Below are 13,840 nucleotides of genomic sequence, written 5' to 3'. Positions count from 1 at the left end.
ATATAAAATTGTAAAATGGTGGCTCGGGACGGAATCGAACCGCCGACACACGGATTTTCAGTCCGTTGCTCTACCAACTGAGCTACCGAGCCTTTATTAAATGGCGGTCCGGACGGGACTCGAACCCGCGACCTCCTGCGTGACAGGCAGGCATTCTAACCAACTGAACTACCGGACCATTTTGGCAATGAATTTAAATTTGGTTGCGGGGGCAGGATTTGAACCTGCGACCTTCGGGTTATGAGCCCGACGAGCTACCGAACTGCTCCACCCCGCGATGATCAAAACAATAATATAGATATATGGCGGAGGAAGAGGGATTCGAACCCCCGCGGGCTTTGACACCCCTGTCGGTTTTCAAGACCGATCCCTTCAGCCAGACTTGGGTATTCCTCCGTAACAATGGTGGACCTTGTAGGACTCGAACCTACGACCGGACGGTTATGAGCCGTCTGCTCTAACCAACTGAGCTAAAGGTCCTTTAATAGCGGCGGAGGGAATCGAACCCCCGACCTCACGGGTATGAACCGTACGCTCTAGCCAGCTGAGCTACACCGCCATGGTGAATATTAAAGATAACAAAGTGGAGCCTAGCGGGATCGAACCGCTGACCTCCTGCGTGCAAAGCAGGCGCTCTCCCAGCTGAGCTAAGGCCCCAAATAATGGTCGGGAAGACAGGATTCGAACCTGCGACCCCATGGTCCCAAACCATGTGCTCTACCAAGCTGAGCTACTTCCCGTTATATAATGGCGCGCCCGAGAGGAGTCGAACCCCTAACCTTTTGATCCGTAGTCAAACGCTCTATCCAATTGAGCTACGGGCGCATATATGATCAAGCGGAAGACGGGATTCGAACCCGCGACCCCCACCTTGGCAAGGTGGTGTTCTACCACTGAACTACTTCCGCAAAATAGATTGGCAATGCGGATGAAGGGACTTGAACCCCCACGTCTTTAAAAGACACTAGAGCCTGATTCTAGCGCGTCTGCCAATTCCGCCACATCCGCATGAAAATGGTGAGCCATGAAGGACTCGAACCTTCGACCCTCTGATTAAAAGTCAGATGCTCTACCAACTGAGCTAATGGCTCCAATACTGCAATTAAAGCTGAAGACTTTTTCGAAAGCTATCTGTCTTTTTTCAGCAACTTTTATATTGTATCATAAAATCGTGGTGCCGGCAAGAGGACTTGAACCCCCAACCTACTGATTACGATTCAGTTGCTCTACCAATTGAGCTACACCGGCCCATTCCAAAATGAATGGTGGAGGATGACGGGATCGAACCGCCGACCCTCTGCTTGTAAGGCAGATGCTCTCCCAGCTGAGCTAATCCTCCTCGTCAGTTGTTGGAGTAACTCTCGATCTGACAAGGACTATTATATACGGGAATACACCCATTTGTAAAGGCTATATTAAAAAAATTTTATTTTCAGTTTATTCTATCATAACAAGACGAATGTGCACACATCGTTCCGCTTAATCCGTATATTGCATCAAAAGCTTCAGAGCAACATTTATCCCTATGTACTGCTTATAATAGGTTCTTCAGACGCTCCGTGAATTCCTGTCTTTTCCCCATAGCAAATTTGTATTCGAATTGATTTTTCAAAACAATTTTAAGTCCTTTTCGAGCGATAAGCAATGTATTTGGCTTCTCGACTCTCTCTATCCCAACTCTTAATACCAAGCGGCGTGTTTTGAAAATGAGTGTTGTACGGCTCAAAATATATGCCTTCATTTGTCAATTTTAAAACTGCCTCAATACCTCAAAATCCCTTTTCCGGAACATCCATCTTTTGCTCCTCTATTTGCATGAGTTTCACTGCCTTACATCACTGATCTTATACATGCCCATGTGTTGATTGACTCCATATTTCGCTATTTCCCTATGGAATTCGCACTGAACCGCCAGATCGCGAGCCTGAAGAGGTGAAAGCAAGTTTGCCTATTGTTTCGCAGTTTCGCGCATCACTGAAGGGTTAAAAGCGCTATATCAATAAAAAAGACCAGCTGATATCAGCTGGTCTTTTTAAGTGCTTGGCGGCGTCCTACTCTCACAGGGGGAAGCCCCCAACTACCATCGGCGCTGAAGAGCTTAACTTCCGTGTTCGGCATGGGAACGGGTGTGACCTCTTCGCTATCGCCACCAAACTATTTGCCTTCAGGACGAAGGTACTGGGCGTTCCTCACAGGATGTGAGGGCCTTTAGCCGAGTTTCCTTGCCTTTGGCTTTCTGAGAGCATTCTCTCAAAACTAGATAACGGTCAGACGATTCACAAACATTTAGGTTAAGTCCTCGATCGATTAGTATCTGTCAGCTCCATGTGTCGCCACACTTCCACCTCAGACCTATCAACCTGATCATCTTTCAGGGATCTTACTTCCTTGCGGAATGGGAAATCTCATCTTGAGGGGGGCTTCATGCTTAGATGCTTTCAGCACTTATCCCGTCCGCACATAGCTACCCAGCGATGCCCTTGGCAGAACAACTGGTACACCAGCGGTGCGTCCATCCCGGTCCTCTCGTACTAAGGACAGCTCCTCTCAAATTTCCTGCGCCCGCGACGGATAGGGACCGAACTGTCTCACGACGTTCTGAACCCAGCTCGCGTACCGCTTTAATGGGCGAACAGCCCAACCCTTGGGACCGACTACAGCCCCAGGATGCGATGAGCCGACATCGAGGTGCCAAACCTCCCCGTCGATGTGGACTCTTGGGGGAGATAAGCCTGTTATCCCCGGGGTAGCTTTTATCCGTTGAGCGATGGCCCTTCCATGCGGAACCACCGGATCACTAAGCCCGACTTTCGTCCCTGCTCGACTTGTAGGTCTCGCAGTCAAGCTCCCTTGTGCCTTTACACTCTGCGAATGATTTCCAACCATTCTGAGGGAACCTTTGGGCGCCTCCGTTACCTTTTAGGAGGCGACCGCCCCAGTCAAACTGCCCACCTGACACTGTCTCCCCGCCCGATAAGGGCGGCGGGTTAGAAGGTCAATACAGCCAGGGTAGTATCCCACCGATGCCTCCACCGAAGCTGGCGCTCCGGTTTCCAAGGCTCCTACCTATCCTGTACAAGCTGTACCAACATTCAATATCAGGCTGCAGTAAAGCTCCACGGGGTCTTTCCGTCCTGTCGCGGGTAACCTGCATCTTCACAGGTACTATAATTTCACCGAGTCTCTCGTTGAGACAGTGCCCAGATCGTTGCGCCTTTCGTGCGGGTCGGAACTTACCCGACAAGGAATTTCGCTACCTTAGGACCGTTATAGTTACGGCCGCCGTTTACTGGGGCTTCAATTCGCACCTTCGCTTACGCTAAGCGCTCCTCTTAACCTTCCAGCACCGGGCAGGCGTCAGCCCCTATACTTCGCCTTACGGCTTCGCAGAGACCTGTGTTTTTGCTAAACAGTCGCCTGGGCCTATTCACTGCGGCTCTCTCGGGCTTGCACCCTAACAGAGCACCCCTTCTCCCGAAGTTACGGGGTCATTTTGCCGAGTTCCTTAACGAGAGTTCTCTCGATCACCTTAGGATTCTCTCCTCGCCTACCTGTGTCGGTTTGCGGTACGGGCACCTCTCACCTCGCTAGAGGCTTTTCTTGGCAGTGTGGAATCAGGAACTTCGCTACTATATTTCGCTCGCCATCACAGCTCAGCCTTATGGGAAACGGATTTGCCTATTTCCCAGCCTAACTGCTTGGACGCGGATATCCAATACCGCGCTTACCCTATCCTCCTGCGTCCCCCCATTGCTCAAATGGTGAGGAGGTGGTACAGGAATATCAACCTGTTGTCCATCGCCTACGCCTTTCGGCCTCGGCTTAGGTCCCGACTAACCCTGAGCGGACGAGCCTTCCTCAGGAAACCTTAGGCATTCGGTGGAGGGGATTCTCACCCCTCTTTCGCTACTCATACCGGCATTCTCACTTCTAAGCGCTCCACGAGTCCTTCCGGTCTCGCTTCACAGCCCTTAGAACGCTCTCCTACCACTGTTCGTAAGAACAGTCCGCAGCTTCGGTGATACGTTTAGCCCCGGTACATTTTCGGCGCAGAGTCACTCGACCAGTGAGCTATTACGCACTCTTTAAATGGTGGCTGCTTCTAAGCCAACATCCTGGTTGTCTAAGCAACTCCACATCCTTTTCCACTTAACGTATACTTTGGGACCTTAGCTGGCGGTCTGGGCTGTTTCCCTTTCGACTACGGATCTTATCACTCGCAGTCTGACTCCCAAGGATAAGTCTTTGGCATTCGGAGTTTGACTGAATTCGGTAACCCGGTAGGGGCCCCTAGTCCAATCAGTGCTCTACCTCCAAGACTCTTACCTTGAGGCTAGCCCTAAAGCTATTTCGGAGAGAACCAGCTATCTCCAGGTTCGATTGGCATTTCACCCCTACCCACACCTCATCCCCGCACTTTTCAACGTGCGTGGGTTCGGGCCTCCATTCAGTGTTACCTGAACTTCACCCTGGACATGGGTAGATCACCTGGTTTCGGGTCTACGACCACGTACTCATGCGCCCTATTCAGACTCGCTTTCGCTGCGGCTCCGTCTTTTCAAACTTAACCTTGCACGGGATCGTAACTCGCCGGTTCATTCTACAAAAGGCACGCCATCACCCATTAACGGGCTCTGACTACTTGTAGGCACACGGTTTCAGGATCTCTTTCACTCCCCTTCCGGGGTGCTTTTCACCTTTCCCTCACGGTACTGGTTCACTATCGGTCACTAGGGAGTATTTAGCCTTGGGAGATGGTCCTCCCGGATTCCGACGGAATTTCACGTGTTCCGCCGTACTCAGGATCCACTCAGGAGAGAACGAAGTTTTGACTACAGGGCTGTTACCTCCTATGGCGGGCCTTTCCAGGCCTCTTCATCTACCTCGTTCTTTTGTAACTCCGTACAGAGTGTCCTACAACCCCAAGAGGCAAGCCTCTTGGTTTGGGCTGTTCCCGTTTCGCTCGCCGCTACTCAGGGAATCGCATTTGCTTTCTCTTCCTCCGGGTACTTAGATGTTTCAGTTCCCCGGGTCTGCCTTCTCATATCCTATGAATTCAGATATGGATACTGCTCCATTACGAGCAGTGGGTTTCCCCATTCGGAAATCTCCGGATCAAAGCTTGCTTACAGCTCCCCGAAGCATATCGGTGTTCGTCCCGTCCTTCATCGGCTCCTAGTGCCAAGGCATCCACCGTGCGCCCTTTCTAACTTAACCGTTAAAAAGAATCACTACGTGATATCTTGCTTACTAATTGAATGTGATGTCTACTGTTATCTAGTTTTCAAAGAACAACGCATAGGATGTGCTAACACATGCGTTGCCACAGGATGTGGCGCATTTAGCAGGTGCTCCTATGTCTGAAGGAATGATCCTTCAAAACTAAACAAGATCTAAACGCACCTGTCTATAAGACCGCAAGGTCTTATATTCCGTATAATATCCTTAGAAAGGAGGTGATCCAGCCGCACCTTCCGATACGGCTACCTTGTTACGACTTCACCCCAATCATCTGTCCCACCTTCGGCGGCTGGCTCCAAAAGGTTACCTCACCGACTTCGGGTGTTACAAACTCTCGTGGTGTGACGGGCGGTGTGTACAAGGCCCGGGAACGTATTCACCGCGGCATGCTGATCCGCGATTACTAGCGATTCCAGCTTCACGCAGTCGAGTTGCAGACTGCGATCCGAACTGAGAACAGATTTGTGGGATTGGCTTAGCCTCGCGGCTTCGCTGCCCTTTGTTCTGTCCATTGTAGCACGTGTGTAGCCCAGGTCATAAGGGGCATGATGATTTGACGTCATCCCCACCTTCCTCCGGTTTGTCACCGGCAGTCACCTTAGAGTGCCCAACTGAATGCTGGCAACTAAGATCAAGGGTTGCGCTCGTTGCGGGACTTAACCCAACATCTCACGACACGAGCTGACGACAACCATGCACCACCTGTCACTCTGCCCCCGAAGGGGAAGCCCTATCTCTAGGGTTGTCAGAGGATGTCAAGACCTGGTAAGGTTCTTCGCGTTGCTTCGAATTAAACCACATGCTCCACCGCTTGTGCGGGCCCCCGTCAATTCCTTTGAGTTTCAGTCTTGCGACCGTACTCCCCAGGCGGAGTGCTTAATGCGTTTGCTGCAGCACTAAAGGGCGGAAACCCTCTAACACTTAGCACTCATCGTTTACGGCGTGGACTACCAGGGTATCTAATCCTGTTCGCTCCCCACGCTTTCGCGCCTCAGCGTCAGTTACAGACCAGAGAGTCGCCTTCGCCACTGGTGTTCCTCCACATCTCTACGCATTTCACCGCTACACGTGGAATTCCACTCTCCTCTTCTGCACTCAAGTTCCCCAGTTTCCAATGACCCTCCCCGGTTGAGCCGGGGGCTTTCACATCAGACTTAAGAAACCGCCTGCGCGCGCTTTACGCCCAATAATTCCGGACAACGCTTGCCACCTACGTATTACCGCGGCTGCTGGCACGTAGTTAGCCGTGGCTTTCTGGTTAGGTACCGTCAAGGTACCGCCCTATTCGAACGGTACTTGTTCTTCCCTAACAACAGAGTTTTACGATCCGAAAACCTTCATCACTCACGCGGCGTTGCTCCGTCAGACTTTCGTCCATTGCGGAAGATTCCCTACTGCTGCCTCCCGTAGGAGTCTGGGCCGTGTCTCAGTCCCAGTGTGGCCGATCACCCTCTCAGGTCGGCTACGCATCGTCGCCTTGGTGAGCCGTTACCTCACCAACTAGCTAATGCGCCGCGGGTCCATCTGTAAGTGGTAGCTAAAAGCCACCTTTTATAATTGAACCATGCGGTTCAATCAAGCATCCGGTATTAGCCCCGGTTTCCCGGAGTTATCCCAGTCTTACAGGCAGGTTACCCACGTGTTACTCACCCGTCCGCCGCTGACATCAGGGAGCAAGCTCCCATCTGTCCGCTCGACTTGCATGTATTAGGCACGCCGCCAGCGTTCGTCCTGAGCCAGGATCAAACTCTCCATGAAGTTTGATAATGACTACGCACAACATGTGTGCGATTTATTTAATGAATTAACAGGTACGTTTTGTCTTGTTTAGTTTTCAAAGATCATTTCCGCCTCTCGAAGAAGCGACTTTACTAATATAACATTCTATCATCGTGAATGTCAACAACTTTTTTCAAAAGATTTTCGAAGTTGTTTTTATAAAGCCTCCTTTTTAGGGGCGGATACTAATATAACATCTATTTTCGTTTTTCACAATAGCTTTTTTAAAAAAATAATAATCAAATGATTTGGACTCAGATGATTCCTGATCATCTCGACCTCAGGCAGTTGACAGCATTTATTTCTTCTTACTGCTTTCTTCTATATAAAAGTATACAGCGGTCTTTAAAAATTGATTTACTAAAGCTGCACATGGTCCAAAGCTTCGAGGATGACATTAAACTCTCCGTTATCAGCTTTTACTTGAATAAAAAGCTCCTCATTCCGGAGCTTTGTAACAGAATATATATTCTTCTCATTTTCATTCACGCTGGTTGGCGGATAAAGATTGTGCAGCCTACCTTTTCAGCTTGGCGGTCGAATGTCTGACAACCAGTTCAGGTTTGTAGACGGTGGAATGTTCAAGCTGATTCGTGTTGCGTCCCTCAACTTTGGCAATCATCCATTTTGCCGCCTCAATCCCCATCTGCATTTTCGGATGAGTGACTGACGTCAGCTTCACTTCAGATGCCTCGCTCAAATGTGAGTTGTCATATCCGACAATCGAAATGTCTTCCGGCACTTTCAAACCGAATTCCCTCACGACATCCAACACCAAAAGCGCTATCTCGTCATTATAGCAGAATATGGCAGTCGGACGGTCTGATGAAGAAAGCCGCTTCCTGGCTTCAGCTATCGTTTTTTGTTTTTTGTTCTCTGTTGTGTACGTCACGACCATTTCAGGGTAAAACGACAAGCCGTTTTCTCTGAAAGCACGGATAAATCCTTTCATCCGGTTGGCGCCCTGCATATCGTCCTGTTTAAAGAAACCGAACACTTTTTCATGGCCGAGTTTAATCAAATGCTCAGTGGCGATAAAGCCGCCGTGTTCATCATCCAAAATGAAATGGGGCGGATTTAGCTCCTGATAAAATTGGTTGATCATCAAATACGGAATATGATGTTGTTCAAGCGTCAGATAGTAACTTAAATTCGGGTTAAAGCTTCCTGTTTTCGTCGGCTCCACGATCAACCCAGCAATTTTTTTATCGAGCATATTCACAAGGCATTGTTTTTCTTTTTCAATGTCATTATTGGTGCTCGCGACGACAAGGGTGTATCCTTCGCTGGACAGTGACGATTCGATTCCTCTTATAATAGAAGGAAAAATGTAATCTGAAAGGTAAGTCGTAATAACCCCGATCATCTTATTTCTTTCCCTTCCTTTTTCAGAAAGCTGAAGACGGTGAGAGCAATACGTCCCTGAGCCCTGCTCTCTGTATAAAAGCCCTTCATGAACAAGGTCGCCAATCGCTTGCCGGATCGTGTGCCTGCTTACATCAAATATTTTCATCAATTCGTTTTCCGAATGAATTTTTTCCCCCGGCTTCACTTTGCCTTCATATATCCACGATTTAATTTTATTTTTCACCATGCTGTATTTTGTAGGTTCACTCATCAGATCAACCCTTTACTGATCTTGTACGTACGAATACGTTCTATTATAAAGGAAAAGATGTTTGCATTGCTACATATTGGAGAAATTAAGCAAAATTTTTCGAAAAATCAGCTTGTCGTCCGTTTCTTTTTTTAGTATAGTAGAATATAACTAAATAACTTGATGACCACAAGGGGAGCCTCGAGGCTGAGAGTGAACGACCGTTCTGACCCTTTGAACCTGTTAGTTAACGCTGGCGTAGGGATGTGGCAAAGTCATTTCTAATTGCATCCAAAGCAGTGCGTGGAAAACTTTCCTACTCCTTCCCCGCATTGCTTTTTTTATTGGGAAAGAAGTCCAGTATCCCTTTGTTCATCAAAAGTGAGGGTTATGATGAATCAATCTAAACAACTTGTACAGCTGATTGAAATTGCGTTTATGACAGGAATAGCACTTATACTTGATATGGTGTCCGGAATGTTTTTAAAAATGCCTCAAGGCGGTTCAATCGCAGTCATGATGATTCCGATCTTCCTGATTTCCTTTAGATGGGGGCTGAAGGCAGGGCTGGCAACCGGGTTTTTAGCCGGATTGCTTCAGTTTGTCACTGGAGGATTTTACGTTTATCATCCTCTGCAGCTTCTTCTTGATTATTTTATCGCGCCTACGGCCGCGGGTATCGGCGGCTTTTTTGCCGGATCGATCAGAAACGCTTCAATCGAGAAACAAAAAGGAAAGATCATTTTCTATGTTACGCTGGCCGTCTTTCTCGGAAGCGGACTGAAATTTCTCGCTCATGTCATCAGCGGCGCTGTCTTTTTTGGAAACTATGCGCCTGAAGGCACTCCGGTATGGATTTATTCCTTGGTATATAATGGAACATATATGCTTCCGTCTTTCATTGTCTGCACAATTGTCCTTTGTTTACTGCTGCTAACCGCGCCAAAACTCCTGGAAAACAGATCAGACATGAGATAGCATAAAAAAACAGCGGACTCGCCTGAGATTCCGCTGTTTTTTTATGATTTAATCAAATCTGCGACCAATATATACCGCTCCGGTGCTGAACCGATAAAGTCAAAAGGATAGCAGGTGGAAACCGTCAATGTTGCTCTCGGCTTTGGTACAATCACCGTCCGGTCATCCGCATCCACGATCCGCACCTTTTTCACTTTGTATGTAAAAGTTCCGTAGGAAGCTTCAACAATTAACTGATCGCCCTTCCCCACTCGGCCGAGTTTTCGGAAAACCGTATCCCGGTGGCCTGATAAAACCGAGTTGTCATCTTCTCCAGGCAGAACGGAACCAGCGAAATGGCCCACGCCTTTTTGCAGCTCGTCTTCATCTGTCCCGTGATATATAGGAATCCTTGCATTGATTTTCGGAATGACAAGATCGCCGATTTTCTCCCCGGTTTCAAATGTTTGATCAATCACCGTTTTTTCTTTTTTCGCCGTCTGAATCGGAGGTCTTTCAGGCTTTTCTTCTTCTTTCATCTGCTGAAATGAAAAAAGAGCGTAGCCGTGCATTAACTTGAACACATTCGTTGTTGTAAAATAAGCGCCGCACACAACCATCACAATAGCTGCGAGCCAGATGATTTTTTTTCGATGTGCCTTAATTTCCTTTCACTCCTTATAAAAACTTCCCATTCTCTACATAATTAGAATGGGAAGTGACATGTTAAGCCGCTTTGCGAAGCCTTCTGATCATGAAGAATCCGCCAAACATCAGAACGGCGCCTAAGATCGACCATTCCGCGTAATGCCCGGCTGTCTTTGGAAGCTTTGCACCTTTAACCGTCTTTTTCACATGAGATGGCTTTGAATCATGTTTGACAGCCGTTTGGGTTTGCTTCACTTTTGACCCTGTATCATGAATTAAATCAGATCCGATCATGTCAGGCGTCAGCAATACATCCAAAATGAAGTTGCCTTGCAGATCGTATACTTCCACCAGAAGGCTTGCTCCCTTCAGATCTTCCGCGCTGACAAGCGTTGTCAAAGACACTTCTTTTTTCTTTCCGTCTTTAACAAGATAGTATTTTGTTTTCACTTCAAGCGTCTTCTGAAGATCGTTTAAAATGGATAGCATTTCAGCGATATCCTGAGCTGAGAGCTCTGATACAGACTCGAAATCGGCTACCGCTTCAAGACGTTCTCCAAGAGCCATCAAATCATTTTCAAGGTTTGGATTTTTATCGCGCACCTTTCGGAGATGATTCACGAGCCTTTCCCACTCCTGATCATCCACACCCAATTCTTGAAACAGGTTCCCGATCTGAAAATCGTCTTCTTCATATGTCACAGTGAAAAGCGCATCGTCCAATTCGTATTCAAACATAAACACGTCGAGAATGTTTTGGCCGCTTTCCATATAGCCATTTTCAACAAAAAGGTCAGCCGCTTCTTTTTCGCTCAATCCGTATTCTTTTAAATAGGATGCCAAAAGTTGATTAGTCAGTCTTTCCCCTAAAAAATCTTTCAACTCTTCCACCGACTCAAAATCTTTTAAACTTTCATCATATGTATCCTGTAAATAAGCTTCCAATTCTTTTTCTGTCATTCCTATTTCTTCAAGATACTCTTGAAGCTCGGCCTGTTTCGGCGCGGCAAAAGCACCAGCTGCCGGCACTAAAACCAGGATGCAGACCAATAGTGACATCAGCCTTTTTTTCATTTCTTATGACCCCCTAAATTTATCTTTCATTTTGATTATAGTGGAAATATTTTTAAAAACATGTATTGTAATTGAAAATCTTTTCGTCTATAATATTTTGTTCTTTTTCCTGTTTAAACAGGCATAATCTTCGCCTCTATTGAATGTAATATAGTAAAGCGAATAGAGGAGGTATGCAAATGAACCCTTACTATATGATGCTCTTATGTTACGTCCTATCGATCATCCACTTTTTAATAGGCTACCGGGAAGCCCTGAAAATAAGCGGAGCTGACGGGCTGGTCAACGGAACCGCAATGATCTCCTGTATTCCGCTTGGCGCGGTTTTCGCTTTTTTCGCGCACTTTTTTTGGAAAATGACGATTTAATTTCAGAAATGAACTTTTCACCGGCGAACTTGCATTTCAGCGTTATTCACAGACGGCAGCAGTTTATGCTATGATTAATAGAACTTCAATTTACAAAAAATTCACAAAGATTGGAGGGAAGAGAATGGCCAAAGCCGTGGCTTCACAAGAAGTCGCCAATATGCTCAACGACTGGTACATACTGATGAAAAAAAGAGACATTTCAGGCTCAATCGAAATGAAAGATGACATAGATAAAGCAATTGAAAAAATGGAAGAAGATCATGACGTTCTACTCTATTATCAAATGCTCGATTTTCGCTTAAGGCTCCTTCTTGAAGATATCTCCCAATCTTCCACCGAAAAATTGGAGGCCATCAGTTTTCAAGACAAAGATCCAAAAAGTACGGACGACAAGCTGAATTATTATTTTTACCTGTTTAAAGGGATTTATGAGGACTACAAGCAAAACCATACAGAAGCGCTCAATTTTTTCAGAATAGCGGAAAAAAGACTGAGCGTCATTCAAAATGAAATTGAAAAAGCTGAATTTCATTATAAAATCGGTGTTTTGTATTACAACTTAAAAGCGACATGGCTGTCGATTCATCACATCAACATTGCCTCCGGCATCTTTCAAGGGTATGACGGGTATGCCAAGCGGGTCATCAACTGCAAAATGCTGATCGGGCTCAATTATATTGACCAATTTAAGTTCTCCGAAAGTGAAGTATTATTAAAAGAAGCGATCGAAAAAACCGAAAAAATCGGCGACCAATTCCTTTTACCGTGTACCTACTATAATATGGGCTTTTTGAAGAGTAAGGAAGACAAGCAGGAGGAAGCGCTAAAGTATTACAATAAAGCTTTTGCAATCAAAGATTTTGAAACGAAAGCCAAGTATGCTTACCTTCTTTGCGTTTATGAAAACACAAGGTCTCTTTTCAAAACCAACGCACACAAACAAGCATTTAAATGGATCGAAGTGGGCTTTAAAAAATCCCGGGAAATGAACAGCGAAATTTTCGAATTGAAATTCAAAATTTTATATACATTATATTCTGATACACAGAATAAACTGGAAATAATCAAGGACTATGTTCACCAGTTAGAAAATGAAAAAGCCTGGGTAGATTTGGAGGAATTATTGATGGATGTAGCGAATTACTACAGGCGAGAAAAGTTATATGAAGAAGCCATATACTTTTACATTAAAACAGACAAGGCGAGCAAGCTCGCTGGAAGAGGAGGAGAATAAAATGAAAAAAGTATTATTAACAGCAGTTGTATTAGGCGCAGTTATCAGCTTTTCATTCGTAAACCATGCACCGGAAGCGGCTTCTCAAGGAGATCAGGTACTTCTGGCATCCCGGGGATCAGGAGCATAAAATATTTTAAAAAATACCCATTCAGACATCTTCTGAATGGGTATTTTGCACTTTATATTCATATTCAGGAGGGATCGATATGGGAAAGAAAGTACTGCTGACAGGTTTTGACCCCTTCGGGGGAGAAACGGTCAATCCGTCTTGGGAAGCTGTAAAACGGCTGAACGGAGAAAAAGTCGAAGGCGTCTCTATCGTGGCGGAGCAGATCCCGACCGTTTTTCATCATTCAGCGGCCGTTTTGGAAAAAGCGATCGAAAAGCACCATCCCGATATCGTCATTTGTGTAGGACAAGCAGGCGGCCGGGCTCACATTACTCCGGAACGCATCGCAATCAACATCGATGACGCCCGCATTCCGGATAATGAAAAACGGGAACCGATCGATGAACCGATCGCGGCAGACGGGCCTGCAGCTTACTGGTCCGCGCTTCCGATCAAACTCGTTGTGAAAGAGTTGAGAAAAAACGGAATCCCGGCCTCCGTCTCTAATTCAGCTGGAACATTCGTATGCAACCATCTTTTTTACCAGTTAATGCACCGTATAGACCGCACCTCGGCAAACATCCGCGGAGGGTTCATCCACATTCCGTATCTCCCCGAACAAACAGTCGATAAGCACGAGCCGAGCCTCAGCCTTGAAACGATCGTCGAAGGGCTGAGGCTAGCCGCCGTCGTCTCTGCCCTTCACGAAAAAGACATTCGCGAAACCGGAGGCTCGCTCAGCTGAAACCGAAGCCGCCTCAAGGCGGCTCTCCGGATTCGCACACTTCCGGATTCTTGTACATCCCTGTGTGTTTTTCTTTTAAAAA

At 46.7% G+C, this 13,840-nt stretch carries 8 protein-coding genes, 14 tRNA genes, 3 rRNA genes and 1 riboswitch; of the genes, 5 read left to right on the top strand and 20 right to left on the bottom strand.

The window, feature by feature from the left end:
- Window positions 1-16: 16 nt before the first annotated feature.
- The 18 genes from M1E03_RS05380 to M1E03_RS05295 all read right to left on the bottom strand — a co-directional run bounded on the left by M1E03_RS05380 (window position 17) and on the right by M1E03_RS05295 (window position 8,638).
- Window positions 17-92, bottom strand: a tRNA-Phe gene (locus M1E03_RS05380).
- Window positions 93-101: 9 nt separating this feature from the next.
- A tRNA-Asp gene (locus M1E03_RS05375) sits at window positions 102-178 on the bottom strand.
- Window positions 179-200: 22 nt separating this feature from the next.
- Window positions 201-277 (bottom strand) — tRNA-Met (locus tag M1E03_RS05370).
- 26 nt (window positions 278-303) lie between these two features.
- Window positions 304-396 (bottom strand) — tRNA-Ser (locus M1E03_RS05365).
- 7 nt (window positions 397-403) lie between these two features.
- A tRNA-Ile gene (locus tag M1E03_RS05360) sits at window positions 404-480 on the bottom strand.
- Window positions 481-485: 5 nt separating this feature from the next.
- Window positions 486-559: transfer RNA gene (locus tag M1E03_RS05355), tRNA-Met, on the bottom strand.
- A 25-nt stretch (window positions 560-584) separates the two neighbouring features.
- Window positions 585-657, bottom strand: a tRNA-Ala gene (locus M1E03_RS05350).
- A 6-nt stretch (window positions 658-663) separates the two neighbouring features.
- Window positions 664-740, bottom strand: a tRNA-Pro gene (locus M1E03_RS05345).
- An 8-nt stretch (window positions 741-748) separates the two neighbouring features.
- A tRNA-Arg gene (locus tag M1E03_RS05340) sits at window positions 749-825 on the bottom strand.
- Between the two features lie 11 nt (window positions 826-836).
- A tRNA-Gly gene (locus tag M1E03_RS05335) sits at window positions 837-908 on the bottom strand.
- 15 nt (window positions 909-923) lie between these two features.
- Window positions 924-1,008, bottom strand: a tRNA-Leu gene (locus M1E03_RS05330).
- Between the two features lie 7 nt (window positions 1,009-1,015).
- Window positions 1,016-1,091, bottom strand: a tRNA-Lys gene (locus tag M1E03_RS05325).
- Window positions 1,092-1,172: 81 nt separating this feature from the next.
- Window positions 1,173-1,248 (bottom strand) — tRNA-Thr (locus M1E03_RS05320).
- Window positions 1,249-1,263: 15 nt separating this feature from the next.
- Window positions 1,264-1,339: transfer RNA gene (locus tag M1E03_RS05315), tRNA-Val, on the bottom strand.
- Window positions 1,340-2,038: 699 nt separating this feature from the next.
- Window positions 2,039-2,154: ribosomal RNA gene (gene rrf / locus M1E03_RS05310) — 5S ribosomal RNA — on the bottom strand.
- Window positions 2,155-2,287: 133 nt separating this feature from the next.
- Window positions 2,288-5,217: ribosomal RNA gene (locus M1E03_RS05305) — 23S ribosomal RNA — on the bottom strand.
- 232 nt (window positions 5,218-5,449) lie between these two features.
- Window positions 5,450-6,999: ribosomal RNA gene (locus tag M1E03_RS05300) — 16S ribosomal RNA — on the bottom strand.
- The 16S, 23S and 5S rRNA genes sit together here, the layout of an rRNA operon.
- A 538-nt stretch (window positions 7,000-7,537) precedes the next feature.
- A complete protein-coding gene (locus tag M1E03_RS05295) occupies window positions 7,538-8,638 on the bottom strand; it encodes a GntR family transcriptional regulator (protein WP_023856004.1) in 1,101 nt (366 codons plus the stop codon).
- Between the two features lie 161 nt (window positions 8,639-8,799).
- Window positions 8,800-8,899, top strand: a riboswitch (TPP riboswitch).
- Between the two features lie 111 nt (window positions 8,900-9,010).
- Between M1E03_RS05295 and thiT the strand changes: the two genes are divergently transcribed.
- Window positions 9,011-9,595 (top strand): energy-coupled thiamine transporter ThiT, encoded by a 585-nt coding sequence (thiT, locus tag M1E03_RS05290; RefSeq protein WP_101561540.1) that lies wholly within the window; start codon window positions 9,011-9,013, stop codon window positions 9,593-9,595.
- Window positions 9,596-9,636: 41 nt separating this feature from the next.
- On the opposite strand, the gene M1E03_RS05285 is transcribed toward thiT, so the two are convergent.
- Entirely contained in the window at window positions 9,637-10,194 is a 558-nt protein-coding gene (locus M1E03_RS05285) for a class D sortase (RefSeq protein ID WP_101561539.1), read from the bottom strand.
- Window positions 10,195-10,300: 106 nt separating this feature from the next.
- Entirely contained in the window at window positions 10,301-11,296 is a 996-nt protein-coding gene (locus M1E03_RS05280; RefSeq protein ID WP_020452707.1) for a processed acidic surface protein, read from the bottom strand.
- A 179-nt stretch (window positions 11,297-11,475) separates the two neighbouring features.
- On the opposite strand from M1E03_RS05280, the gene M1E03_RS05275 reads away from it, so the two are divergent.
- The 4 genes from M1E03_RS05275 (at window position 11,476) to pcp (ending at window position 13,758) form a co-directional block, all read left to right on the top strand.
- Complete coding sequence (locus M1E03_RS05275) at window positions 11,476-11,664, top strand: hypothetical protein (RefSeq protein WP_003184678.1); 189 nt, start codon at window positions 11,476-11,478, stop codon at window positions 11,662-11,664.
- A gap of 124 nt (window positions 11,665-11,788) precedes the next feature.
- Complete coding sequence (locus M1E03_RS05270) at window positions 11,789-12,901, top strand: response regulator aspartate phosphatase (protein ID WP_020452708.1); 1,113 nt, start codon at window positions 11,789-11,791, stop codon at window positions 12,899-12,901.
- A 1-nt stretch (window position 12,902) separates the two neighbouring features.
- On the top strand, window positions 12,903-13,031 hold the full coding sequence (locus tag M1E03_RS05265) for a hypothetical protein (protein WP_023856006.1): 129 nt from the start codon (window positions 12,903-12,905) through the stop codon (window positions 13,029-13,031).
- Window positions 13,032-13,110: 79 nt separating this feature from the next.
- Window positions 13,111-13,758 carry a pyroglutamyl-peptidase I gene (pcp, locus tag M1E03_RS05260; RefSeq protein WP_020452709.1) on the top strand — a complete coding sequence of 216 codons (648 nt, stop codon included), beginning with the start codon at window positions 13,111-13,113 and terminating at the stop codon, window positions 13,756-13,758.
- Window positions 13,759-13,840 lie beyond the last annotated feature (82 nt).

Source organism: Bacillus sp. PK6-013, from assembly GCF_054161445.1.
Note: the sequence above shows the minus strand (reverse complement) of the source record. Positions and strands in the feature narration are given on the sequence as shown.

What these genes read in the sequence shown, in the direction of transcription:
- M1E03_RS05295 (WP_023856004.1), bottom strand. Translation starts at nt 8,638, where the DNA reads ATGAGTGAACCTACAAAATACAGCATGGTGAAAAATAAAATTAAATCG.
- thiT (WP_101561540.1), top strand. Translation starts at nt 9,011, where the DNA reads ATGAATCAATCTAAACAACTTGTACAGCTGATTGAAATTGCGTTTATG.
- M1E03_RS05285 (WP_101561539.1), bottom strand. Translation starts at nt 10,194, where the DNA reads ATGGTTGTGTGCGGCGCTTATTTTACAACAACGAATGTGTTCAAGTTA.
- M1E03_RS05280 (WP_020452707.1), bottom strand. Translation starts at nt 11,296, where the DNA reads ATGAAAAAAAGGCTGATGTCACTATTGGTCTGCATCCTGGTTTTAGTG.
- M1E03_RS05275 (WP_003184678.1), top strand. Translation starts at nt 11,476, where the DNA reads ATGAACCCTTACTATATGATGCTCTTATGTTACGTCCTATCGATCATC.
- M1E03_RS05270 (WP_020452708.1), top strand. Translation starts at nt 11,789, where the DNA reads ATGGCCAAAGCCGTGGCTTCACAAGAAGTCGCCAATATGCTCAACGAC.
- M1E03_RS05265 (WP_023856006.1), top strand. Translation starts at nt 12,903, where the DNA reads ATGAAAAAAGTATTATTAACAGCAGTTGTATTAGGCGCAGTTATCAGC.
- pcp (WP_020452709.1), top strand. Translation starts at nt 13,111, where the DNA reads ATGGGAAAGAAAGTACTGCTGACAGGTTTTGACCCCTTCGGGGGAGAA.